The organism is Actinoplanes sp. G11-F43 (genome assembly GCF_050589265.1).
Classification (GTDB): Bacteria; Actinomycetota; Actinomycetes; order Mycobacteriales; family Micromonosporaceae; genus Actinoplanes.
In genome coordinates this window covers 84638-106300 of the sequence record NZ_JBNZCE010000013.1, presented here as the reverse complement: position 1 = coordinate 106300, position 21663 = coordinate 84638, and the positions used below count along the sequence as shown (strand labels likewise).

At 70.7% G+C, this 21663-nt stretch carries 20 protein-coding genes and 12 tRNA genes; 9 read left to right on the top strand and 23 right to left on the bottom strand.

The features are described from left to right. Positions 1-67 precede the first annotated feature (67 nt). Entirely contained in the window at positions 68-673 is a 606-nt protein-coding gene (locus ACQ0O7_RS14855; RefSeq protein WP_430782625.1) for a response regulator transcription factor, read from the bottom strand. Between the two features lie 663 nt (positions 674-1336). Here ACQ0O7_RS14855 and ACQ0O7_RS14850 point away from each other — a divergent pair. From ACQ0O7_RS14850 to ACQ0O7_RS14840, 3 genes are all read left to right on the top strand, one after another. Then, positions 1337-2722 carry a hypothetical protein gene (locus tag ACQ0O7_RS14850; protein WP_430782624.1) on the top strand — a complete coding sequence of 462 codons (1386 nt, stop codon included), beginning with the start codon at positions 1337-1339 and terminating at the stop codon, positions 2720-2722. Between the two features lie 80 nt (positions 2723-2802). Beyond that, complete coding sequence (locus tag ACQ0O7_RS14845) at positions 2803-3975, top strand: AAA family ATPase (RefSeq protein WP_430782623.1); 1173 nt, start codon at positions 2803-2805, stop codon at positions 3973-3975. Beyond that, positions 3972-5270 carry a vWA domain-containing protein gene (locus ACQ0O7_RS14840; RefSeq protein WP_430782622.1) on the top strand — a complete coding sequence of 433 codons (1299 nt, stop codon included), beginning with the start codon at positions 3972-3974 and terminating at the stop codon, positions 5268-5270. Before ACQ0O7_RS14845 ends, ACQ0O7_RS14840 begins: the two co-directional genes overlap by 4 nt. A gap of 526 nt (positions 5271-5796) precedes the next feature. On the opposite strand, the gene ACQ0O7_RS14835 is transcribed toward ACQ0O7_RS14840, so the two are convergent. The 3 genes from ACQ0O7_RS14835 to ACQ0O7_RS14825 form a co-directional block, all read right to left on the bottom strand. Then, entirely contained in the window at positions 5797-6516 is a 720-nt protein-coding gene (locus tag ACQ0O7_RS14835) for a phosphotransferase (protein ID WP_430782621.1), read from the bottom strand. 94 nt (positions 6517-6610) lie between these two features. Beyond that, complete coding sequence (locus ACQ0O7_RS14830) at positions 6611-8164, bottom strand: DHA2 family efflux MFS transporter permease subunit (RefSeq protein WP_430782620.1); 1554 nt, start codon at positions 8162-8164, stop codon at positions 6611-6613. 64 nt (positions 8165-8228) lie between these two features. Beyond that, complete coding sequence (locus tag ACQ0O7_RS14825; RefSeq protein WP_430782619.1) at positions 8229-8825, bottom strand: lysostaphin resistance A-like protein; 597 nt, start codon at positions 8823-8825, stop codon at positions 8229-8231. 234 nt (positions 8826-9059) lie between these two features. Between ACQ0O7_RS14825 and ACQ0O7_RS14820 the strand changes: the two genes are divergently transcribed. Further along, positions 9060-10904, top strand: a complete 1845-nt coding sequence (locus ACQ0O7_RS14820; RefSeq protein WP_430782618.1) for an elongation factor G — start codon at positions 9060-9062, stop codon at positions 10902-10904. A gap of 77 nt (positions 10905-10981) precedes the next feature. Here ACQ0O7_RS14820 and ACQ0O7_RS14815 read toward each other — a convergent pair whose 3' ends face one another. Continuing rightward, entirely contained in the window at positions 10982-11803 is an 822-nt protein-coding gene (locus ACQ0O7_RS14815) for a GNAT family N-acetyltransferase (protein ID WP_430782617.1), read from the bottom strand. A gap of 48 nt (positions 11804-11851) precedes the next feature. Here ACQ0O7_RS14815 and ACQ0O7_RS14810 point away from each other — a divergent pair, with 48 nt between their 5' ends. Continuing rightward, positions 11852-12406 carry an NUDIX hydrolase gene (locus tag ACQ0O7_RS14810; RefSeq protein WP_430782616.1) on the top strand — a complete coding sequence of 185 codons (555 nt, stop codon included), beginning with the start codon at positions 11852-11854 and terminating at the stop codon, positions 12404-12406. Here ACQ0O7_RS14810 and ACQ0O7_RS14805 read toward each other — a convergent pair. From ACQ0O7_RS14805 to ACQ0O7_RS14735, 15 genes are all read right to left on the bottom strand, one after another. Continuing rightward, on the bottom strand, positions 12384-12971 hold the full coding sequence (locus ACQ0O7_RS14805; RefSeq protein WP_430782615.1) for a dihydrofolate reductase family protein: 588 nt from the start codon (positions 12969-12971) through the stop codon (positions 12384-12386). The two genes, ACQ0O7_RS14810 and ACQ0O7_RS14805, sit on opposite strands and share 23 nt — an antisense overlap. Before the next feature lie 108 nt (positions 12972-13079). After that, positions 13080-13568, bottom strand: a complete 489-nt coding sequence (locus tag ACQ0O7_RS14800; protein ID WP_430782614.1) for a GNAT family N-acetyltransferase — start codon at positions 13566-13568, stop codon at positions 13080-13082. 39 nt (positions 13569-13607) lie between these two features. Then, positions 13608-13693, bottom strand: a tRNA-Ser gene (locus ACQ0O7_RS14795). A 4-nt stretch (positions 13694-13697) separates the two neighbouring features. Next, positions 13698-13776, bottom strand: a tRNA-Met gene (locus tag ACQ0O7_RS14790). A gap of 14 nt (positions 13777-13790) precedes the next feature. Beyond that, positions 13791-13863: transfer RNA gene (locus ACQ0O7_RS14785), tRNA-Lys, on the bottom strand. Positions 13864-13893: 30 nt separating this feature from the next. Then, positions 13894-13968, bottom strand: a tRNA-Pro gene (locus ACQ0O7_RS14780). 12 nt (positions 13969-13980) lie between these two features. Further along, positions 13981-14052: transfer RNA gene (locus ACQ0O7_RS14775), tRNA-Met, on the bottom strand. Positions 14053-14057: 5 nt separating this feature from the next. Beyond that, positions 14058-14147, bottom strand: a tRNA-Ser gene (locus ACQ0O7_RS14770). A gap of 10 nt (positions 14148-14157) precedes the next feature. Beyond that, positions 14158-14230: transfer RNA gene (locus tag ACQ0O7_RS14765), tRNA-Ala, on the bottom strand. Between the two features lie 4 nt (positions 14231-14234). After that, positions 14235-14308 (bottom strand) — tRNA-Leu (locus tag ACQ0O7_RS14760). A 14-nt stretch (positions 14309-14322) separates the two neighbouring features. Further along, positions 14323-14395, bottom strand: a tRNA-Leu gene (locus ACQ0O7_RS14755). Between the two features lie 12 nt (positions 14396-14407). Further along, positions 14408-14480: transfer RNA gene (locus tag ACQ0O7_RS14750), tRNA-Arg, on the bottom strand. A gap of 4 nt (positions 14481-14484) precedes the next feature. Then, positions 14485-14557, bottom strand: a tRNA-Ala gene (locus ACQ0O7_RS14745). Between the two features lie 72 nt (positions 14558-14629). Next, a tRNA-Trp gene (locus tag ACQ0O7_RS14740) sits at positions 14630-14702 on the bottom strand. A gap of 57 nt (positions 14703-14759) precedes the next feature. Then, positions 14760-15002 carry a hypothetical protein gene (locus tag ACQ0O7_RS14735; RefSeq protein WP_430782613.1) on the bottom strand — a complete coding sequence of 81 codons (243 nt, stop codon included), beginning with the start codon at positions 15000-15002 and terminating at the stop codon, positions 14760-14762. Between the two features lie 111 nt (positions 15003-15113). On the opposite strand from ACQ0O7_RS14735, the gene ACQ0O7_RS14730 reads away from it, so the two are divergent. From ACQ0O7_RS14730 to ACQ0O7_RS14720, 3 genes are all read left to right on the top strand, one after another. Then, a complete protein-coding gene (locus tag ACQ0O7_RS14730) occupies positions 15114-15485 on the top strand; it encodes a DUF2784 domain-containing protein (protein ID WP_430782612.1) in 372 nt (123 codons plus the stop codon). A 373-nt stretch (positions 15486-15858) separates the two neighbouring features. Continuing rightward, complete coding sequence (locus ACQ0O7_RS14725) at positions 15859-16089, top strand: hypothetical protein (protein WP_430782611.1); 231 nt, start codon at positions 15859-15861, stop codon at positions 16087-16089. Between the two features lie 48 nt (positions 16090-16137). Then, complete coding sequence (locus ACQ0O7_RS14720) at positions 16138-16326, top strand: hypothetical protein (protein ID WP_430782610.1); 189 nt, start codon at positions 16138-16140, stop codon at positions 16324-16326. Here ACQ0O7_RS14720 and ACQ0O7_RS14715 read toward each other — a convergent pair. Genes ACQ0O7_RS14715 through ACQ0O7_RS14705 form a run of 3 tightly spaced genes read right to left on the bottom strand, consistent with a single transcriptional unit; the run spans position 16321 to position 19969 of the window. Beyond that, positions 16321-17724 carry a glucose-6-phosphate dehydrogenase gene (locus ACQ0O7_RS14715; protein ID WP_430782609.1) on the bottom strand — a complete coding sequence of 468 codons (1404 nt, stop codon included), beginning with the start codon at positions 17722-17724 and terminating at the stop codon, positions 16321-16323. The genes ACQ0O7_RS14720 and ACQ0O7_RS14715 overlap by 6 nt on opposite strands. Beyond that, entirely contained in the window at positions 17721-18419 is a 699-nt protein-coding gene (locus tag ACQ0O7_RS14710) for a response regulator (protein WP_430782608.1), read from the bottom strand. Before ACQ0O7_RS14710 ends, ACQ0O7_RS14715 begins: the two co-directional genes overlap by 4 nt. After that, a complete protein-coding gene (locus ACQ0O7_RS14705) occupies positions 18416-19969 on the bottom strand; it encodes a sensor histidine kinase (RefSeq protein WP_430782607.1) in 1554 nt (517 codons plus the stop codon). The genes ACQ0O7_RS14710 and ACQ0O7_RS14705 overlap by 4 nt, the downstream gene beginning before the upstream one ends. An 83-nt stretch (positions 19970-20052) precedes the next feature. Between ACQ0O7_RS14705 and ACQ0O7_RS14700 the strand changes: the two genes are divergently transcribed. Continuing rightward, complete coding sequence (locus tag ACQ0O7_RS14700; protein WP_430782606.1) at positions 20053-21399, top strand: cation:dicarboxylate symporter family transporter; 1347 nt, start codon at positions 20053-20055, stop codon at positions 21397-21399. Positions 21400-21663: the final 264 nt, after the last annotated feature.

Genomic DNA, 21663 nt, shown 5'->3' with positions numbered 1-21663 from the left:
ATCGCGCGGGAGCGAGGCGCGGTCCAGGTGGTGGCTGGCGGGATCCACCACACAGAACCTACCCGCCTCAGCGGAGCCAGCCCTGCTTTCGGGCGATCCGAATGGCGTCCAACCGGTTACGCGCGCCGGTCTTGGAAATGATGGCGGACAGATAGTTGCGCACCGTTCCGCCGGACAGGTAGAGCCGGCCGGCGATCTCCTTCACCGACTCGCCCTCGGCGGCCAGGCCCAGCACCTCCAGCTCCCGGGTGCTCAGCCCGCGGTCGGTGTTGAGCGACGCGGCCTGCAGCATCGGCGACACCACCCGCTCGCCCCGGGCCAGGCGCCGCACCGCGTCCGCCAGGGAGGCCGGCGAGGTGTCCTTGACCAGGAAGTTGAGACCGCCGTTCCACCGCCGGGGCGGGAGCATGCCCCGTTTCGACGGATCGCACAGCAGCAGCATCGAGCAGGACGGGATCGCGGTGTGCAGCTCGTCGGCGATCGGGAGCACCTGGCTCACCATGTACTGCGTATCGATCACCACCACCGCGGGCCACAGCTGCGCGGCACGCTGCGCCAGGTCACCGCCGATCGGCAGGGTGTCGACGTAGTGCATGTCCGGTTCGGTCTCGAGGAACGCGCGCACCGGGACGCCGAAGTATCCCTCGTCTCTGACCACCACGACCCGGATCATCACACCACCCTCGTTGATGGACGTGCACATACCTTTTTATCGCCCCGTGCCCATTCGGTGGAACGCGGGTCGACAGATCTTCCGATGATCCGGGAAAACGGTTGTCCGCCCAGGTCGAAGCACATTCGTGCCAATGGCGATCTCCAGTGGTCACGTACTTAACGTAACGGGCCGGAGCACTCTGCGCACCTAGCCATAGCCGATCGAACGAGTCAGGTATGCCGGATCAACGATACGGGGGGCCGAAATGACCAGGACATCGATCATTTACTCAGCGGAAACCTGGTTGATGTCCTGATTTTTCTGGACCAAAGGTACAACAAACCGATCGATTTTCGCCATTCCGATCACCTGAAAGTGATAACGATTCCCCGGTCGCAACCAGACCGTTATCCAGCAATTTCAAGATCGAATTCAAGATGAGGAGAATTCGGGAGTCCGAAACTGATCAACGATCCCCCGGGCGGGTGACCCGCCCCCACCGCCCGCCGCCGGGCCGAGCCGGCGACCCGGCGGCGAGTCGCCCGCCAGGACGATCCGTTCCGCCCCGGCACGCCCGGCCACCGGTGGGTTGACAGCCGTCACCGCCGGGCATGTACGCTCCCCGCCAATGAATACCTTCGTGAACGGATCGGGGGTCTCGTCCGCGCAAGTTGAGTGCTGATGCGCTCACCACACGCGGACGGGCAGGCCCGTCTCCACAGCTGGCGGCACGTGCGGGAGTTCGCCGTGCCGGCCTCGATGATCACCACTGCCACCGCCCGCCGGTCCATCGGCGACTGGGCCGGGGCGTGCGCCGCCGCACACGTCGACGTGGATCTCGATCCGCGCGCCGAGGCCGTACGCCGGGGGCGTGAGTTCGCGTCCCGGCTCCGGGCCGACCTCCGCCGGCTCGCACCCGACCTGCTGCGCTGGCACCTACCCCGCACCATCACCGACGGGCTGCTGCGGCCCGGCCTCACCATGACGCTGGCCCGCTACCCGCAGGGTGTCCAGCTGGTCGCCCGCACCCCGCCGAACTGGGCGGAAGCCGGGCAGCGGATCAGCCTCGCCCTCTGGGACCCGGCCGCGGGCGACACCGGGCCGCATCCGTGGCCACGCCCGGACCGCCGGTTCCGGCTCGACCTGCACCCGCATCTGTGGGCCGCCGATCACGCCGCCGAACTGCATGAACGCTCCGGGGCCTCCCACTGGTCGCCCGATTCGCCCGCCGGGTGGGTGGAGATGGCGGGACGCGGTTACGCGGTACACCGCTGGGCCGCCGAGGCGGACATCCTGCGGGCGGCCGACGGGTACACCGGCCCGGTCGCGATCCGGTTGGGTGGTAAACGCCGGCTCCTGGCCGGCGACGACAGCCACGACCCACGACCGTCCCGGCTCCCGGCCGGCGACGGGGGTCGCGGTCCGCGTTTCCGCAGACCCCGCGGCGGTACGGGTGAGCCGGTCCTGCCCTACGCCGCCACCTGGCTGTCCCCCGACCTGGAACTCCTGCACGCCGGACTGATCGGCGCCGATCAGCTGCATCCCCTGGTCGCGGCGGCCCTGCTACCGGAGTCCGAGCCGCGCACGACCCATCCGGCCTCCCCGCCGGTCTCCCCGCCGGGCGGACCACAGCCGGTCTCGCCTCCGGGCCGGCCACGGCTGGTCCCATGCCGGGGCGAGACCCACCGGCTGGCCATCGTCGACGGGCGGCTGGTCCCGCTCGATCACGACGAGGATCAGCTACGGCGTGAGGAGATGCTCGCCGTGTTCGGCGGCCCGCCCCTGCCCTGTCTGCGGATCATCGCCGAGGACGCCCGGCGCCCGCAGTGGCTGGACGACGTCCGCGCCCGGCTGTTCCACGGCGACCGTTCCGGCGCCCGCGATCTCGTCACCGCGCTGCTCGGACCGGACGCGGAGCTCGACGGCGCGCTGCGGGAGGCCTTCGACGACGCGGCGGACGGGGCGGTGGAGCACGGGCTGTACCGGTCCGGGCTGTCCGGCCGGATCCCGGCCCATGTCACCGCACCGGTCCGGACCACCCCGCGAAGGCGCCGACGCCGCCCCTGAACGGTGCCCCCTCAGTGCTCCGCCGCCGGTGAGCCGTGCTCCCGGCGTACCCAATCCATGGTTGAAAAATCCTGAAGGTGATGACTTTGAACAGTTTTGCCACTCTGCTGGCCCTGCTCACCACCACCGGCACCGAACCCCGGCCGGACCACCAGCTCGAAGCCCTCACCCTGGCCGTCGCCGCCGACCTACCGGTGCTGCTCTGGGGCGAACCCGGCATCGGCAAGACGGCGACCCTGCACCAGCTCGCCGACGGCCTCGGACTACCGCTGACCACGGTGATCGCCAGCGTGCACGAGCCCTCCGACTTCACCGGCCTGCCCGTCGTCGGCGACGACCCGGCCACCCAGGGGGTGCCGATGGCGCCGCCGGACTGGGCGGTCCGGCTGGTCCGCGCCGGGCACGGCCTGCTCTTCCTCGACGAGTTGTCCACCGCCCCGCCCGCGGTCCAGGCCGCCCTGCTGCGTGTCGTGCTGGAACGGCGGGTCGGCGCGCTCACCCTGCCACCCGGCGTCCGGATCGTCGCCGCCGCCAACCCGCGCTCCTCCGCCGCCGACGGGTGGGAGCTGAGCGCGCCACTGGCCAACCGGTTCGTGCATCTGCAGTGGACCTTCGACCACGACGTGGTGATCCGCGGTCTCGGCGGGGTCTGGCCGCGCGCCCTGCTCCCCCGCCTCGACTCCGACCGGCTCGGCGAATCGGTGGCGCTGGCCCGCCGGGCGGTCTGCGGATTCCTGGAGGCGCGGCCGCCGCTGGTGCACCGCCTCCCGGACGGCGAGGCGCGCCGCGGCGGACCGTGGCCGTCCCCGCGCAGCTGGGACATGACGTTGCGGCTGCTCGCCTTCGCCACCGCCGCCGGCGTCTCCCGCGAGGTGCTGTCGATGCTGGTCCGCGGCACCGTCGGCGACGGCCCCGGCCTGGAACTGCTGGCCTTCCTGGACCGGCTCGACCTGCCCGACCCGGAGACGCTGCTCGCCGACCCGGCCGCCGCCGAACTGCCGGAACGCGGCGACCTGCGCCAGGCCGCCCTGGACGGGGTGGTCGACGCGGTCCGCCGCCGGCCGGAACGCTCCCGGTGGGACGCGGCCTGGGCGGTGCTGGCCCGCGCCCTGGAGACCGGCGCGCCGGACCTGGTCGTGGTGCCGGCGTCCACACTGGCCGCGCTCCGCCGCGACGACTGGGAGATCCCGGACACGATCGAGCGTCTGGCCCCGGTCGCGACGATCCGCCGCCGGGTGGGCGCGACCCGATGAAACCCTTGCCGGGTACGTCTCCCGTCCCGCTCGCGCCCCATCGGCTCGCAGCCTCGCCGGTCCCGTCGCCGCCGCCGCGGGCCGTCTTCACCGCCGCGGAGAGCGAGAAGCTCTACGCCGCGCGGCTGCTCGCGGCCGAGGCCCGGCCCTACCTGGCCACCGCGCTGTTCGCCCTCAAGCCGATCCTGTCGTGGCGGGTGCCGACGATGGCGGTGGACCGGCACTGGCGCTGCTACGTCTCCCCCGGATTCGTCACGGCCACCCCGGTCGAGGAACTCGCCGGAGTCTGGGTGCACGAGGTCTCCCACCTGCTGCGCGACCACCACGGCCGGGGCGACCGGCTGGCCGCCGCGAAGGACCTCACCGGCCCCGGCGACCGGCTGCGGATGAACATCGCCGCCGACTTCGAGATCAACGACGACGTGTACGGGGACGGCCTGCCCCGCCCGTCCGGCGCGATCGGCCCGGAACTGCTGAACCTGCCGGCCGGCGAGCTGATGGAGGACTACCTGCCACGGATCGCGATGGGCCCGTACCTGTCCCGGATGGTCTGGCTGGACTGCGGCGGCGGGGCCGACGGCGCGGACCGCCCGTGGGAGCTGGGCCCGGACGGCGCGAACGCCCTGGACGCGGAAGCCCAGGCCCTGGTCCGTTTCCGGGTGGCCCAGGGCATGATCGGCCGCGGCGACGCTCCCGCCGGATGGCAACGCTGGGCCGACCGGGTGGTGCACCCGCCCCAACCCTGGCGGCAGCTGCTCGGTGCCGCGGTGCGGTCCGCGGTGTCCGCTCCCGGCGTGGGCGAGGACTACGTGTGGAGCCGCCCGTCCCGCCGCTCGTCCAGCCTGCCCGGCGTGATCCTGCCGAGCCTGCGCCGCCGCCCACCCAAGGTGACGGTGGTGATCGACACGTCCGGTTCGGTGAGCGACACCGAATTGGGCAGCGCCCTGCTGGAGGTCGCCGCGATCGCCCGGGCGGTGGGCGGCCGCCACGACCTGCTCCGGGTGATCTCCTGTGACGCGTCGGCCCACCTGTCCGGCCCGATCTGCGACGCGGCGGGCATCACCCTGACCGGCGGCGGTGGAACCGACCTCCGTGAGGGTTTCGCCAAGGCCCTGACCACGGCACCTGACGTGATAGTCGCCCTGACCGACGGCCAGACGCCGTGGCCGTCCCATCGTCCCCCGTGCCGAACCGTGGTGGGTCTCTTCCCCCGCCCCGCCGAATACGACGAGACCAACGCGTACTACGGCCAGGACCACCCGCCCTCCTGGGCCCGGGTGGTGACCATCGGCTGACCACCCCTGCCCACGTGCCGACTTCCGGCGCGAATCCGACCACAGCCCACCACACAACCGCACCACACCAACCACGTGCCAACTTCCGGCACGAATCCGACCACAGCCCACCACACAACCGCACCACACCAACCACGTGCCAACTTCCGGCGCAAACCCGACCACAGGTCGACACACAACCGCACCACACCAACCACGTGCCAACTTCCGGCACGAATCGGACCACAGGTCGACACACAACCGCACCACACCGACCGCGTGCCCACTTCCGGCACGAATCGGACCACAGGTCGACACGCAACCGCGCTACACCGACCGCGTGCCAACTTCCGGCGCGAATCGGACCGGAGATCGGCACGCGCGAGTCCTGCCGGCCGAGCGGCACCACCATCTCGTCGTCAGGCGGCTCACCCGCGGCTTCTTTCTCAGTCGCGGGAAACGGGGGGCCGCCTGACGACGTCTCACCGGGGCCGGTGTACGGAACCGCCGGCCGGACCGGTGTCAGGGACCGCCAGCCGGACCGGTGTCAGGGACCGCCGGCCGGACCGGACTGCTCCGAGATCGCCGCCCGGATCAGTGGGGTCACGGTGGCGGCGAGCGCGTCGGATTCGGCCGGGCTCAACGCCGGGTCCGTCCGCCGGATTCCGATCGCCTCGTCGAAACCGGTCATCGGGTCACCAAAACCGGCCTGGCCAAAACCGGCCTGGCCGGGAACGGCGCCGCTGAGGCGGAGGAACGGCGTGAGCACGGCGGCAGCCGCCCCGGCATGGGGATGGCCGGGGGCCGCGGCGGCCTGGGCCAGGATGATCGCGGTCAGGCAGACGTCCACTTCGGGCGGTCCTTCGGCGGCGTTGTGCCAGTCGATGACGACCGGGCCGCGGGAGGTGAGCATGACGTTGTCGGGGTGCAGGTCGCGATGCTGGATGCGGTCACCGTCCCGCCGACCGTGGCGGGCGGGAAGCGCATGAAGCCGCTGATGCAACGCGACCAGGATGGCGGCGCCCTCGTCCACGCCGATGCCTCCGCCGCGGAACGTCTCGGTCATGGTCGCCCCGTCGAGCCGTTCCAGGATGAGGTCGGCCCCGTCCGCCTGGTGGACCCGCGGCACCGGGAACCCGAGCCCATGGAGATGCTCCATGAGTTCCGCCTCGCCGGAGGCGTCGTCCCCACGACGGTACCGGCGCAGAACCCGATCCGAATCCAGCGCATAGACGTCGGCCTCACGCCCGAACCCGAGCAGTTCCACGCCGGCCACCCTATCGACCTGCGGCCCCACCCGGGAAAGCCGACGGCCGGGGCCGGCCGGCCCCGGCGGGGGACGGGCACGGGCGGGTGGGCGGTCAGTGCAGGATGACCGGGGTGGCGCCCTTCTCGTCGTCGAGCAGGTGGGACTCCTCGCGTCTGCGGGGCAGGAACAGGGCTGGGATAAGGGTCAGGGCGGTGAGGACGAAGCCGACCATGAAGGTGTTCGCGAAACCGTCGGCGGCGAACTCCAGGCCCCGCTCCAGCAGGGTGGGGTCGGGGACCGTCGCGGCGACCTGTGGGTCCATCTGGGCGGCGATGGCCAGGCCGGCCTCGGTGACCGGCTCGCCGGTGGGGCCGGTCAGGCCGGGGACGGGGGCGGAGTCGTTCAGCTCGGCGGTCAGGATGACCGACATGACCGCGCCGCCGACCGAGCCGGCGATCTGCTGCAGGATGTTGAGCAGGGTGGAGCCGCGGGCCACCTCGTGACTGGTGAGGGTGCGCAGCGCGGAGGTCATGATCGGCATCATGGTGCCGCCCATGCCGAGGCCCATCACGAAGAGCGAACCGCACAGCAGCAGGTACGACGTATCCGTCCCGACCTGGGTGAACGTGAAGAACCCGGCGGCGATCAGCAGCAGCGCGAACGGCACCGTCCGCCCGACCGGCACCTTGTCGGCGAGCATGCCCGCGATCGGCATGGTCAGCATGGCGCCGAGGCCCTGTGGGGCCATCAGCAGGCCGGCGTGCAGTGTCGACTCGCCGTGGATCTGCAGGAAGTAGCTGGGGAAGAGCAGCCCGGCGCCCATGAACGCGACGGTGAACACGGCCAGCGTGACCGACGCGACGGTGAGGTTGCGGTTGCGCAGCAGGCGCAGGTCGAGCAGCGGATGCCGGGGTTTGAACGAGTAGAACACGAACCCGATCACCAGCAGCCCGCCGACGAGCATCGGGATCCACACCTTGCCGGCGGTGATGGTCTGCTCCTCGGGCAGCGTGGAGACGCCGTAGAGGAAGAGGGCGAGGCCCGGTGACAGCATCAGCATGCCGATGAAGTCGAACGACTCGGACGGCTCCGGGTTGTCCCTCGGCAGGACGACCTGGGCGTAGATCAGGGCGATCACGCCGATCGGCAGGTTGATCAGGAAGATCCAGTGCCAGCTGTACGAGTCGATCAGCCAGCCGCCCAGGATCGGCCCGCTGATCGGGCCGAGCAGCATCGGGATGCCGAGCACCGCCATCAGCCGGCCGATGCGCTCGGGCCCGGCCGCCTTCGTCATGATCGTCATGCCGAGGGGCATCAGCATGCCGCCGCCGAGGCCCTGGAGCACGCGGTAGAGCACCAGCTGCCCGATGGTGTCGGCGGTGGCGCACAGCACCGAGCCGATGGTGAACAGCAGCAGCGCCGTCATGTAGAGCCGCTTGGTGCCGAACCGGTCGGCGGCCCAGCCGGTGAGTGGGATGACCGTGGCGAGGGCCAGGGTGTAGCCGGTCATCGTCCAGGCGACCTCGGCGTAGGTGGCGCCGAACTCGCTCTGGAAGGTCGGGATGGCGACGCTGACCACTGTCACGTCGAGGATCGACATGATGGCGCCGAGGACGACGACTCCGGCGACCTTGAGAACGGCGCCGTCCAATTTCGCAGTGCTCACAACATCTCCACAGGTGAGGCGGCTGTTGGGAGCCTAACGACGGGGTCCGACACCTTTCTCAGGATTAATCGGCGCGGCCGGAATCCGGTTGCCGAGATCGGCGCACCCATGCTGAAGCGAGTATGCCCAGGCCATTTGCGGCCCAATGGAGCACGAAGGGGGCCAGAAGTCCTCCGCCGGCGTGCCGGAGGTAGCTGAGAACGACACCCGCGAGGGTGGTGAACGCCACTTCCCGGGTGTCCGGAAGATGCCAGAGACCGAAGAGCAGAGCGGTGATCGGGTACGCCCACACCGCCCCGTGGTCCTGGTACAGCAGCTCCCACAGCACGCCCCGGAACGCCACCTCCTCGAAGATCACCGTCGCGAACGGGACGCCGAGGAGCGCGCTGCGGACCGGATGGTCGAAGGAGCGCTCGGCCAGTGCCCGGCGCGCGGCCGGGATCAGGAGGGCGAGGCCGTACCCGAGCAGTGGGGTGAGCAGCGCGAGGGACGCGTACGGCAAGCCGGAAAGGGTGAGCCCCGCCTCGGCCGGGCTCAGGCCGGAGACCGCGACCAGCAGAAACGCCGCTATCGGCCCGGTGAAGGGCTGCGCCCGGGCCGGACCGCGGCGGTTCCAGACGCGGACCGCCGCCATGATCAGCAGAACGACGAGGAGGGTCACCGGAAGTCATGTTATTCGCTCGACGGGATCGGTGATCCCTCGTATCTTGGGCGCATCACCGCGACCGGAGAGGAGACACGGCCATGCGCTACCGCACCGCCGTCGTCATTCCCGTGTCGCGTTTCGAGCTGATCCTCGTGTCTGGTGTGGCCGGCTCCGGCTGCGCCACCGGGGCTGGTCTCTGCCTGTAACAGGCGCAGTCCACCACCAGCATCAGACTCGAAAGACATCACCATGACGAACGTCCGCAACATCGGCATCCTCGCGCACGTCGACGCCGGCAAGACCACCCTGACCGAGCGGATCCTCTTCACCACCGGCATGACCCACCGGTCCGGGCGGGTCGACGACGGCAACACCGTCACCGACTTCGACCCCCAGGAGCGCGATCGCGGCATCACCATCTTCGCCGCCGCGGTGAGCTGCGACTGGGCCGGCCACCGGCTCAACCTGATCGACACACCCGGCCACGTTGACTTCTCCGACGAGGTGGAGCGGTCGCTGCGGGTGCTGGACGGTGCGGTCGCGGTCTTCGACGGGGTCGCGGGGGTGGAGCCGCAGAGCGAGACGGTCTGGCGGACCGCCGACCGGTATGGCGTACCCCGGATCGCCTTCGTGAACAAGCTGGACAGGGCCGGTGCGGACCTCGATGCCGCGGTGGCCTCGATCCGGGACCGTCTAGAGGTGACTCCGCTGGTCGTGCAGGTGCCGAGGCCCGATCTCAGCGGTGTGATCGACCTGGTCCACAACCCACCGCCGGAAGTCCGGAACGCACGGAAGGCCCTGGAGGAGGCGGTGGCTGAACTCCACGAGAAAGCCCTGGACGAGCTGGGCGACATGTCGGATACAACGCTAGCGAACGCGCTCCGGGATCTCACCCACGAGAACAAAGCCGTAGTCGTCTTCTGCGGCTCGGCGTTCAAGAACGTCGGCGTCGAGGAACTACTCGACGGCATCGTCGACTACCTGCCCCCACCGACGGGCGACCACCGCGAACCCTCGGTCGCACTCGTCTTCAAGAAACGCGACCGGCTCGCCTACCTGCGCGTCTACGACGGCACGATCACGAAGGGAGACGTCCTGTGGAACGCGGCCGAACACCGTACCGAAAGGATCTCCCGCATCCTGCGGGTCCAGGCCGACCAGCAGACCGACATCGACCGGGCGACGGCCGGCGACATCGTCGCCGTCATCGGCCTGAAGGCCGCCCGCACCGGCGCCACCCTCTCCACCCGGGAGCACCCGGTCCAGCTGGAGGCGCCGCGGACCACCGAACCGCTGGTGGAGGTCGCCGTCGAGGCCCGCACCCGGGACGGCGCGCAGCGTCTGCCGAGCGCTCTGGCGGCTCTCACCGAGGAGGATCCGTCGCTGAGCGTGCGCACCGACCGGGAGACCGGCCAGGTCCTGCTGTCCGGTGTGGGTGAGCTGCACCTGGAGGTGGCCGTGGAGAAGCTGCGGCAGAACGCCGGGCTGGAGCTGACCACCGGCCGCCCACGGGTCGCCTACCGTGAGGCGGTCACCGGCGGGGTCACCGGCGTCGTCTACCGGCACGTCAAACAGGACGGTGGTTCCGGCCAGTTCGCGCACGTGGTGCTGGACGTGGCCCCGGCCGACGGCACCGGTTTCACCTTCACCTCGACGGTGACCGGCGGCCGGGTGCCGGCCGAGTTCGTGCGGGCGGTCGAGGCCGGCTGCCGGGAAGCGCTCACCGACGGTGAGCATCCGGTGGTCGGGCTGCATGTCACCCTCACCGACGGTCAGACCCACGTCAAGGATTCGTCGGAGATGGCGTTCCGGGCGGCGGGCCGGTTCGGGCTCCGCGCGGCGCTCCGCTCCTGCACGCTCACGCTGCTGGAACCGGTCGCCGAGGTGACCGTCAGCGCACCGGGTGAGACGCTGGGCGCGGTCCTCGGCGACCTCGCCGCCCGTCGTGCCCAGGTCACCGATTCGTCGGTACGGTCGGTGACCGCCACAGTCCCGTTGGCCGAGCTGTTCGGGTACGCGACCCGGCTGCGCAGCCGCACCCACGGGCGGGGCACGTTCACCAGCCGTCCGGCCGGTTACCGCCCGGCGGCCTGAGCACCGTCGAGTGCCAGGGCCAGCCGCCGCGACCACAGCGCGGCTGTCCCTGGCACCTCCGGGTATTCGGCGACGTTTCAGCCCTCCCGGTCGAGTTGGTAGAGCAGGCTCCGGTGGGTCGGGCGGTAGCCGAGCGCCTCGTTCACCCGCCGCATCGCCACATTGCTGTCCGCGGTGTCCGCCAGCAGGCTGCCCACCTGCGGAAACCGCTCCATGACCCGCCGGATCTGCTCGACCTTCAGCCATCGGGCCAGTCCTCGCCCGCGGTGCTCCGGCAGCACACCCGTCCCGTAGTTCTGCCCCTCGCCGCCGGAGAGCACCACCTCGGTGAACCCGGCGATCGCACCGTCCGCGCCGACCGCCGCCGTCGTCAGCAGCACGTCACCCCGATCGGCCACCACCGCCGCCACCCGGCGCAACCGGGCCACGTCCCACGGCTCCGGACGGTAGTCGACACCCTCCATCGGCATGTCGTCCATGGCACTGCGCGACCGCACCGCCGTCTCCGCCAGCTCGTCCGGGACGGTCCCCTCCCAGTGCACGATCCGATATCCCGGAACCGTCTCCGCGGTCTGATCAAAATCAACAAGGGCCAGGCTTGTGTACGTCAGGGAGAGCACCACCCGCATCCCCGCCGCCCGGCAGAACGCGTCCTCTCCCGAGCCCTCCCGCACCGGCTCCCCCAGCAGAGCTGTCACCCCGTCCGCGCCGGCCGCCTCGCGCAGCAGACGGGTACCCACCCCGGAGCGCCGCTCCGCCGGATGCACCCGCAGCCGCACCTCGGCCGGGCCCCCGGCCGGTGGGATCCACAGTGTCGCGGTGCCGAGCGGCCGGCCGTCGTCCCCCTCGGCGATCCAGCCCGGCGACGGTGCGGTGAAAGCGACGACTCGTGTGATCATGCGACGCATTGTCACGTGCCCGGCACATCGGGGTGTAATCATTTTCCGATGCGTTCAACGGTGGCGACAGTGCACGACGTGGTGAGCGGGCTGCAGCCGAGCGACAACCTGGAGGCCGAACACCGGTCCCACACGCTGGGCTGGCTCCGGCGTACCGACGACGTCTTCCGGCGGGTGAAGCCCGCCGAACCGGCCCAGCACCTGGTGTCCTACGTGGTCCCGGTCGACCCCGCCGACGGGAGTGTGCTGCTCGTCGCGCACGTCAACGCCGGACTGTGGCTGCCACCCGGCGGGCACGTCGAGGTCGACGAGCACCCGTTCGACACCGCGGTCCGCGAGATCGAGGAGGAACTCGGCGTCACCGTGGCACCCGGCCCCGAACCGGTCTTCCTCACCGTCACCGAGACCGTCGGCACGGACGCCGGGCACACCGACGTGAGCCTGTGGTACGTCGTCGAGATCTCCCGCGACCACGAGCTCAAACCGGACACCGGAGAGTTCCACGGCGTCCGCTGGTGGAGCCGTGAGGAGATCCTGGCGTCCGATCCGGCCCTGTTCGACCCGCACCTGACCCGGTTCCTCAGCGTGTCACCCGGTAGGTGAGGTGGGTGACCCCGATCCCCTCGACCACCTCCGGATCGCCGAGCCGCACCGGCATCACCACCGGGGTACCGAACAGCCGGGTGCCCTCCCCGAGCAGCACCGGCACCAGCGACACCGAGATCTCGTCGAGCAGCCCGGCGTCCAGATAGTGCCGGGTCAGCGTGGGCGTGGACACCGACACGGCCCGCTCCCCGGCCACCTTCTGCGCGGCCTCCAGCGCCCCGATCGGATCGGGGAAGAACGAGGTCTCCGAGTCGTCCCGCGGCCAGCCACCCGGCACCGAGTGCGAGACCACGAAGACCGGGCATCCGGCCGGATGCCGTCCACCCCATCCGTCGGTACGGTCGAACAGCCGCCGCCCGCAGATCAGCGCCCCCGCACTGCCGATGCCCGCCTTCAGGAACCGTTCGCTGGCCTCCGACACGTGGAAGACCCGGCGTGGATCGGCGGTGGGCAGGACCACGTCCCCGTTGCGGTACCACCCGAACAGCTCACCCACACCGTCATGCTCGTCCGCGACGAACCCGTCCAGTGACATGGACAGGGTGGCGACGACCTTGCCCATGGCAGGCCTCCTCAAGCGCGTCCCTACCCGCAGGTTTCCCCTCCGGGGCGGTTCACGCAACCCAGCCATGTCGGAATCCGCCCAGCTCAGGCCCTGGTGCGCAGGCCTTCAGGGAGTGGCCTCACACGCTTTCACGTAGCGCCGGCACTCCGTCACGATCGTCGCGTCACCGGCCTCGGCCGCATAGTCGACCGGCCCGTCGTCGGCCCAGCCCTGCCGCTCGTAGAACCGGCGGGCCCGCGCGTTGCCCGGCGCCACCACCAGGTAGGCGGTGGTGTGACCGCTCGCGGCCACCTGCCGCTCGGCCTCGGCGAGCAGCAGCGCCGCCACCCCGCCGCCACGATGCGCGGCGGCCACGAACACCTGCTCCACCTCGGCTCCGGTGACCGTGACGAACCCGGCCACCCGCCCGTCGAGCGTGGCCACCGTGGTACGCGGCACCCGGGCGGCGGCCCGGGGCGGAAACGCGTCGGGGGTCCGGATCGCGGTCAGCTCGGCCGGCACATGCCCGGCATGCCCGTCATGCCAGCCGGCGTGCCAGATCCCGGCGATCGCCGCCACGTCGTCCCCGGTCGCGGCCCTGATCGTGTACGCCATGAGGGCGACGCTACACACCACAGCGGATGACACACCGAGCGGAGGAGGTGGGATTCGAACCCACGGGGCCCCGCGGGGGCCCACGCCGTTTCCAGCGGCGTCTCCGAAGCCGGGCCGGCTCCTCCGAGTTGGAGGCAGGGGCGGGATTCGAACCCGCGATCTTCGGCTTATGAGACCGATGAGGACGACCGGACTCCTCCACCCTGCTACGTTCCTGGTTCGTGCGCCGCCGGGGACTCGAACCCCGAACCTGCTGATTAAGAGTCAGAAGCTCTGCCGGTTGAGCTAGCGGCGCCGGTCCTGCCGGTGTTTCTCCTGTACTGCGTCGGGTCGGCGGGATTCGAACCCGCGACATCTCGCTCCCAAAGCGAGCGCGCTGACCAAGCTGCGCCACGACCCGTGATGTACCTCGTATCGCCGGGTGGTCTCGAACCACCGGCCCCCGCTTTATGAGTGCGGTGCTCTACCCCTGAGCTACGGCGACATGCGCGGAGGACGAGAGATTCGAACTCTCGACAGAGGTGGTACCCCTGTTGCGGATTAGCAATCCGCCGCCTTGGGCCGCTCGGCCAGTCCTCCTCGTACCGCGTGGACCCGGCCGGACTCGAACCGGCCACCTTCCGCGTGCAAAACGGACGCTCTCCCTGATGAGCTACGAGCCCCTCGTACCCGGAAGGGGATTCGAACCCCTAACCTCCGCACCCTGAATGCGGCGCCTCTGCCAGTTGGGCTACCCGGGCCTGACCTTGCTGCGTGCCCTCGGCGCGATTCGAACGCGCACCGTCCAGATCCTCGGTCTGGTGCCTCTGCCGTTGGGCCACGAGGGCATGGCCGTACCGCGTCCCCGGAGAGATTTGAACTCCCGGCCTCCGGAGTCGTATTCCGGCGCTCTATCCGCTGAGCTACGAGGACAAGATGGACCCGGGCGGGATCGAACCGCCGGCCTCCGGTCTGCCGAACCGGCGCGCTACCCGCTGCGCTACGGGCCCATGAGTTCCGGCCTGGTCGAGGCCGGAGAATAATGTGTGTCATCCGCTGTGGAATTGTCAAAGAAGAATGCGCACGGGCAGCAGGAGTCGAACCCGCGTCTGCCGGATTTGGAATCCAGAGCTCTGCCAGTTGAGCTACACCCGCATACGAAAAAGCCGCCCGTTTCCGATCAGGAAGGGCGGCGCTGGAGCCAGCTGGATGCTAGCTGCGCCACCGGCCCGGAAGTCGGCTGAGACGTCGGGCGGGGGAACTCGGTAGGGCCGTCAGGGCCAGGGACATCGCGCCGAGCCGCATGGCAGCCAGGGGCATGGCAGCCAGGGGCATCGCGCGCCGGAGCATCGCAGCCAGGGGCATCGCGCGCCGGGGCTTGCCAGCCGGGGACATCGCGGCCGGGGACATCGCCGGCAGTGCCGTCGCGGCCTGCCACATCTGCTTGGCGGACATCGTCTCCCCCTTCCGATTTCCCAGCGGCCGGGCCCTTGCCCCGCCGGTGAGAACAAAGGTAAACGACTCCCCCGCTCCCGTCCAACGAATTAATCGGGGAAACTTGAGGACATGATTTTCCGGGTGCTGGCCGAGGCCACGATGGTGGTGCATTTCCTGTTCATCGCCTTCGTGGTGCTGGGCGGTTTCCTGGCCTGGCGCTGGCCGAAAGCGATCTGGCTGCACCTGGCCGCGGCTCTCTGGGGCCTGTGCATCGTGGCATTCGAGTGGAACTGTCCACTGACCTACGTGGAGGACTGGGCCCGGGAGCGGGCCGGCCAGTCCGGGCTGGCCCGCGGCTTCATCGACACCTACCTGACCGGTGTGATGTACCCGGAGCGCTACCTGAACGAGGTCCGCCTCCTGATCGCCACGGTGATCCTGGGTTCATACGCCGGTCTGGTCCTGAGACGGCACCGTCGGCACAACCCGAACGCCAACTGACAGCCAGGCCAGCAATCCCCCCAAAAGCCCAGAATCCCTCCTCCCACGCCACACAGCGCATCCCACACCGAAAGTCGATACACGATCCGCGCCCAACGCCGCGTGCCGCACAACGGCGCGCACCGCACCAAAAGACGGCACACAGCCCCAGACGCGACCTCCCGTGCCGCACAGCGGCGCGAATCGCACCGCAAAACGGCACACAACCCGAGACCCGACCCCGCGTGCCACGCAACGGCGCGTACCGCACCGCAAAACGGCACACAACCCGAGACCCGACCCCGCGTGCCACGCAACGGCGCGCACCGCACCGCACGACGACACACGACGCGAGACCCGACCCCGCATCGCGGGCGCGCGGCAGGCACGACGGGTGCTACGGCCGGGCGGCCGGCTGGCGCTGTTCTGGAACACCGTGCGGCCCACCCGGGAGACAGCGGAGACGTTCGCAGCCGTCTACCGGCGAGCCGCGCCGAGCCTGCCGTTCTCTCCGTGGGCGTCCGCCGCCCCCTGCGGTTCGATCGCCGAACGGGTGTCCGGCCCGCTGCGCGACGCGGCCTTCACGACCACACCGGCACAGCGGGACGGGACACCCGAGGTGTAGCGGTTCGGGTGGGAGCACGAATACTCGCGGGCGGACTGGCTGGACCAGGTGCCCACCGCCGGCGGGCACCAGCTGCTGCCACCGGACGAGCTGGCGGCCCTGCTGCGCGGGCTGGGCGAGGTGATCGCCGAGCGGTTCACCATGCCCTACGAGACGGTGGTGGTGACGGCGACCCGGCCCGGACGGCGGGGCGAAGGCGACCCGGTCATGACGGCGAGGGAGACGACCCGGTCATGACGGCAGGAAGAGGCTGGGGCCGGCGGTTCCGGCCGGATACTCCAGCAACGGGACCTCACCGGCGCGCCAGGCGGACGTGACCGGCTCGACGATGCGCCAGCACTGTTCCGCGGTGTCCGCCCGTACCGAAAGCGTGGGGTCGTTGTCGAAGACGCCGCGCAGCACCTCTCCGTAGGGTGGCAGGTCGCCGGCGCCGAATTCGGCGTCCAGGGTGACCGGGTCCAGTTCGAACGGGTCGCCGGGGCCGTTGATGTTGAAGTCGAGGGCCAGGTGGTCGGGGCCGAAGCCGATGCGCAACCGGTCGGGCTGGTCGCAGCCGTGCAGGCCGTCCGGCACCCGGGGCGGCCGCTTGAAGGTGATCACGGCTTCTTTGCGGGGGCCGGTGGGGCCGATGGCTTTGCCGGAGCGGAGGCGGAACGGGACGCCGGCCCAGCGCCACGTGTCGACGGCCAGGATGACCTCGGCGAGGGTTTCGGTGCCGCGGGACGGGTCGACGCCGGGCTCGTCGGCGTACGACGGAAGGTTTCGCCCGGCGGTGTAGCGGGCCCGCAGGCTGCTGTCCGCCGGTGTCCCCCAGAGGCGGGTGGCGCGCAGGAGGGCGGCTTTGCGGTCCCGGAGTTCGCCGGCGGCGAGGCTGATCGGGGCTTCCATGGCGAGCAGGGCGAGGATCTGGAGTAGATGGCTCTGGATCATGTCGGCGAGGGCGCCGGCCCGGTCGTAGTAGCCGGCCCGGCCTTCCAGGGCGAGGTTCTCGTCGAAGACAATGTCGACCGACTCGACGTGGGTGTTGTCCAGGATCGGTTCGAAGATCCGGTTGGCGAAGCGCAGGCCGAGGATGTTGAGCACTGTCGACTTGCCGAGGAAGTGGTCGACCCGATGCACCTGTTCTTCGGGCACGAGCCGGGTGAGCAGCCGGTTGAGGTCGGCGGCTTCGGCGCTGCCGGTGCCGAACGGTTTCTCCAGCACCAGCCGGGTGCCGGCCGGCAGGTCCACGTCGAGCAGGGCTTCGCAGGCTTGGGCGGTGACGGCCGGCGGCAGGGCGAAGAAGACCGCGACGGCCCCGGTTGCCGTGTCGAACAGGGCGCGCAGGTCGTCGGTCTTCGTCACGTCGGTGCGGATCCAGCGGGCCCGGTCGGCGACCCCGGAGGCGGCCGGTGTGCTGTCGGTGGCGGGGGTGGCCTCACCGGAGGATTCGGCGGCGGCCGCGGCCCCGTGCGCGCCGAACGAGTCGTGGACGCGGGCCTGCCAGCGGCTGTCGTCCCAGTCCTCGGTGGACGCGCCGATCAGGGTGAGCCCGGGCGCGTACCCGGCGGTGAGCAGCGCGCCGAGCCCGGGCAGCAGCAGCCGTGCGGTGAGGTCACCACTGGCGCCCAGGATGATCAGGGTCTGGTCCGTCATGCACCGGTCATACCCCCGGAGGCGGGGCGGTACTCGACCTCGGGCCGGCCGGGGCCGCCGTAGCGGGGGCTGCGGACGACCCGGCCGGCGTCGGCGAGGTGTTCCAGGTAGCGGCGGGCGGTGACCCGGGAGGTGCCGGTACGGGCGGCGACCTCGGTGGCGGACAGCCCGGCCGGCGCGGAGGCCCGTAGCGCGCCGAGGATCAGGTCGAAGGTGCGCGGGTCGAGTCCTTTGGGGAGGGTGTCGGCGGGCGCGCCGCGCAGGGTGGCGAACACCCGGTCGACCTCGTGCTGGGCGGCTACCTCAGCGGACTCGGCGAGTTGCCGGCGGTACTGAGCATACCTATCCAGTTTGTCGCGGAACGCCGCGAACGTGAACGGTTTCAGCAGGTAGTGGGTGACGCCGAGGGCGACCGCCTGCCGGATCATGGCGATGTCCCGGTTGGAGGTGACGGCCAGCACGTCGGTGCCGCTGCCGGCGGCCCGCAGCGCACGGGCGATCTCCAGGCCGTGTTTGTCGGGCAGGTTCAGGTCGAGCAGCACGAGATCGACAGGTTGGGCGCGGAGCCGGGTCATCGCCTCCCGCGCGGTGTGCGCGACACCGGCGACCGCGAAACCATCGACCTTCTCCGTGTACGCCCGGTGCGCCTCGGCGATCAGCGGCTCGTCGTCGACGACGAGGACCTGAATGGTCATGACGGCACCGGCAGCCGGACGGTGATGACCGCGCCACCCCCGGATCCACCCCTGATGTCGTACGTCCCGCCGTACCGCTCGGCGACCTGCCGGACCAGGGACAGCCCGATGCCGTGGCCCGCCCCCTTGGTGGACCATCCGCGCTGGAAGGCGGCGGCCGCCTGGTCCGGGCTGAGGCCGGGCCCGTTGTCGGCGACCCGGACGAGGACCTCCCCGTCCTGTTCCCGGACGAGCACGCCGACCCTGCGGGGTGACGGGGTCTCGGCGACCGCTTCCAGGGCGTTGTCGATCAGGTTGCCGACCACGGTGATCAGGTCACGCCCGCGCAGCAGTGAGGTGGTGAGGCGGGATCCGCCGTCGATGGTGAGTTCGACGCCGCGTTCGCCGGCCTGCGCGGACTTGCCGAGGAGCAGGGCGGCCAGGGCGGGTTCGCCGACCGCGCCGACGACCTGGTCGGTGAGTTGCTGGGCGAGCGCGAGTTCGGCGGTGGCCAGGGCGATGGCTTCGTCCGTACGACCGAGTTCGACCATGGTGAGGACGGTGTGCAGCCGGTTGGCGGCCTCGTGGGCCTGGGCGCGCAGCGCTTCGGTGAGGCCGCGGACCGAGTCGAGTTCACCGGTGAGCGCCCGCAACTCGGTGTGGTCACGCAGGGTGAGGACGGTGCCGAGGACCCGGCCGTCGAAGCGGGTCTCGCGGCGGCTGGCGACCAGCACCCGGTCACCGATCAGGACCGGTTCGTCGACGGTCGGGCGCTGTTCGGCGATCAGTCCGGCGACTTCGGCGGGCAGGTCGGCGGGTTCACCGTCGGTGAGGCCGAGCAGCCGCCGGCCCTCATCGTTGATCAGGGTGACCCGGCCGTCCCGGTCGACGACCACCAGGCCCTCGCGGACGGCGTGCAGGACGGCGTCGTAGTACTCGAACATCCGGGTCATCTCGGCCGGGCCGAGCCCGTGGGTCTGCCGGCGCAGGCGCTGACTGAGCAGCCACGAGCCGAAGGCGGCGAGCAGCAGGGCCAGGCCGGTGGCCGCGCCGACGGCGGGCAGCTGGGCGATCAGGTCCCGGTTGATCGCCTCGGTGGTGATGCCGACCGAGACCAGGCCGATGATGGCGCCGTCGCCGGCGTCACGGACCGGGACTACGGTACGGACCGAGTCGCCGAGGCTGCCCCGGTACTGTTCGACCACCACACCGCCGCGCAGCGCCTCCTCGACCGAGCCGGCGAACGGCTGCCCGATCAGGTCCTCGGTGGGATGGGTGTAGCGGGTCCGGTCGGGGGCCATCACCACGATGAAGTCGGTGCCGGTGGCGACCCGGGTGGCCTCCACGTACGACCGCAGGCGCGCCGAGGGGTCGGCGGCCCGCAGCGCGTCGCCCACCGACGGGGACAGGGCGATCGCCTCCGCCACCGCCCGCACCTCGGCGATCGCGGCGGTGCGCGCGTCCCGGCCGGCCAGCAGCACCGCCCCGACCGTGCCGATCGCCACGAGCAGCGTCACCACCAGCACCTGGAGGGCGAAAAGCTGCCGGGCGATGCTCCAACGTCGTGCCAAACCCGATCTCCATCCCGTTTCGTTCGGGTGAACAGAATGAACGTAACGGTGAAAGCGGCTGAGACCCAGGCCACATTCTCGGCATGACTACCACAACCGCCCCGGTCAAACGGGACCGAACTCACTACCTGTACCTGGCGGTCATCGTGGCCGTCCTGCTCGGCATCGCCGTCGGCCTGATCGTGCCGGACGTCGCCGTCGAGCTCAAACCGATCGGCACCGGTTTCGTCGATCTGATCAAGATGATGATCGCGCCGGTCATCTTCTGCACCATCGTGCTGGGTGTCGGCTCGATCCGGCAGGCCGCCCAGGTCGGCAAGGTCGGCGGTCTGGCCCTCGGCTACTTCCTCACCATGTCGACGGTGGCGCTCGCGATCGGCCTGGTCGTCGGCAACCTGATCCACCCCGGCTCCGGCATGCGCCTGGACGCCTCCACCGCCGCCGCCGGGCAGAAGGCGGTCGGTGAGGACACCGCGACCAGCACCGCCGACTTCCTGCTCGGCATCATCCCGGACAGCCTGCTCTCCCCGTTCGCCTCCGGCAATGTGCTGCAGACACTGCTCGTCGCGCTGCTGACCGGTTTCGCCCTGCAGTCGCTGGGCTCGATCTCGGAGCCGATCCTGCGGGCCCTGGGCATGTTCCAGCGGGTGGTCTTCCGGATCCTCGCGATGCTGATGTGGCTGGCCCCGATCGGCGCTTTCGGCGCGATCGCCGCGGTCGTCGGCGCCACCGGTGTGGACGCGCTGATCAGCCTCGCCCAGATCATGATCGGTTTCTACATCACCTGTGCCCTCTTCGTCTTCGTGGTCCTCGGCGCGATCCTCTGGCTGGTCGCCCGGATCAACGTGTTCAGCCTGTTCAAGTACCTCGGCCGGGAGTTCCTGCTGATCGTCTCGACGTCGTCGTCGGAGTCGGCGCTGCCCCGCCTGATCGCCAAGATGGAGCACGTCGGCGTCAGCAAGCCGGTCGTCGGCATCACCGTGCCGACCGGTTACTCGTTCAACCTGGACGGCACCGCCATCTACCTGACCATGGCGTCGCTGTTCGTGGCCCAGGCGATGGGCGACCCGCTGTCGGTGTCCGAGCAGGTGTCGCTGCTCCTGTTCATGATCATCGCGTCGAAGGGCGCCGCCGGGGTCACCGGCGCCGGCCTGGCCACCCTGGCCGGCGGCCTGCAGAGCCACCGCCCCGACCTGGTCGACGGCGTCGGCCTGATCGTCGGCATCGACCGGTTCATGTCGGAGGCCCGCGCGCTGACCAACTTCGCCGGCAACGCCGTCGCCACCGTGCTGATCGGCACCTGGACGAAGGAGTTCGACCGGGAACGCGCCTCGCTGGTGCTCTCCGGCGGTGACCCGTTCGACGAGGCGACCATGGTCGACGACCACCACGGCGCGCCGGAGGCCGAGCCGAAGCCGGTAGCCGGCTGACTTCCCGTGCCGAGTTGCGGTCCGATCCGCGCCACAACTCGGCACGCAACGCCCGGACCCACCACCCGTGCCAACTTACGGTCCGATCCGCACCACAACTCGGCACGCAGTGCCCGGACCCACCACCCGTGCCAACTTACGGTCCGATCCGCGCCACAACTCGGCACGCAGTGCCCGGACCCGCCGCTCGTGCCGAGTTGCGGTCCGATCCGCGCCGCAAGTCGGCACACGGACGGGTGCGGGGCATGACAGCGGCGTGTGCGG

Bases quoted from the DNA above. Each gene is read 5' to 3' on its own strand.
- ACQ0O7_RS14855 (WP_430782625.1), bottom strand. From the start codon at position 673: ATGATCCGGGTCGTGGTGGTCAGAGACGAGGGATACTTCGGCGTCCCG.
- ACQ0O7_RS14735 (WP_430782613.1), bottom strand. From the start codon at position 15,002: ATGTCCGCCAAGCAGATGTGGCAGGCCGCGACGGCACTGCCGGCGATG.
- ACQ0O7_RS14800 (WP_430782614.1), bottom strand. From the start codon at position 13,568: ATGGCGTACACGATCAGGGCCGCGACCGGGGACGACGTGGCGGCGATC.
- ACQ0O7_RS14810 (WP_430782616.1), top strand. From the start codon at position 11,852: ATGCGTTCAACGGTGGCGACAGTGCACGACGTGGTGAGCGGGCTGCAG.
- ACQ0O7_RS14845 (WP_430782623.1), top strand. From the start codon at position 2,803: ATGACTTTGAACAGTTTTGCCACTCTGCTGGCCCTGCTCACCACCACC.
- ACQ0O7_RS14805 (WP_430782615.1), bottom strand. From the start codon at position 12,971: ATGGGCAAGGTCGTCGCCACCCTGTCCATGTCACTGGACGGGTTCGTC.
- ACQ0O7_RS14730 (WP_430782612.1), top strand. From the start codon at position 15,114: ATGATTTTCCGGGTGCTGGCCGAGGCCACGATGGTGGTGCATTTCCTG.
- ACQ0O7_RS14815 (WP_430782617.1), bottom strand. From the start codon at position 11,803: ATGATCACACGAGTCGTCGCTTTCACCGCACCGTCGCCGGGCTGGATC.
- ACQ0O7_RS14820 (WP_430782618.1), top strand. From the start codon at position 9,060: ATGACGAACGTCCGCAACATCGGCATCCTCGCGCACGTCGACGCCGGC.
- ACQ0O7_RS14700 (WP_430782606.1), top strand. From the start codon at position 20,053: ATGACTACCACAACCGCCCCGGTCAAACGGGACCGAACTCACTACCTG.
- ACQ0O7_RS14840 (WP_430782622.1), top strand. From the start codon at position 3,972: ATGAAACCCTTGCCGGGTACGTCTCCCGTCCCGCTCGCGCCCCATCGG.
- ACQ0O7_RS14710 (WP_430782608.1), bottom strand. From the start codon at position 18,419: ATGACCATTCAGGTCCTCGTCGTCGACGACGAGCCGCTGATCGCCGAG.
- ACQ0O7_RS14850 (WP_430782624.1), top strand. From the start codon at position 1,337: ATGCGCTCACCACACGCGGACGGGCAGGCCCGTCTCCACAGCTGGCGG.
- ACQ0O7_RS14715 (WP_430782609.1), bottom strand. From the start codon at position 17,724: ATGACGGACCAGACCCTGATCATCCTGGGCGCCAGTGGTGACCTCACC.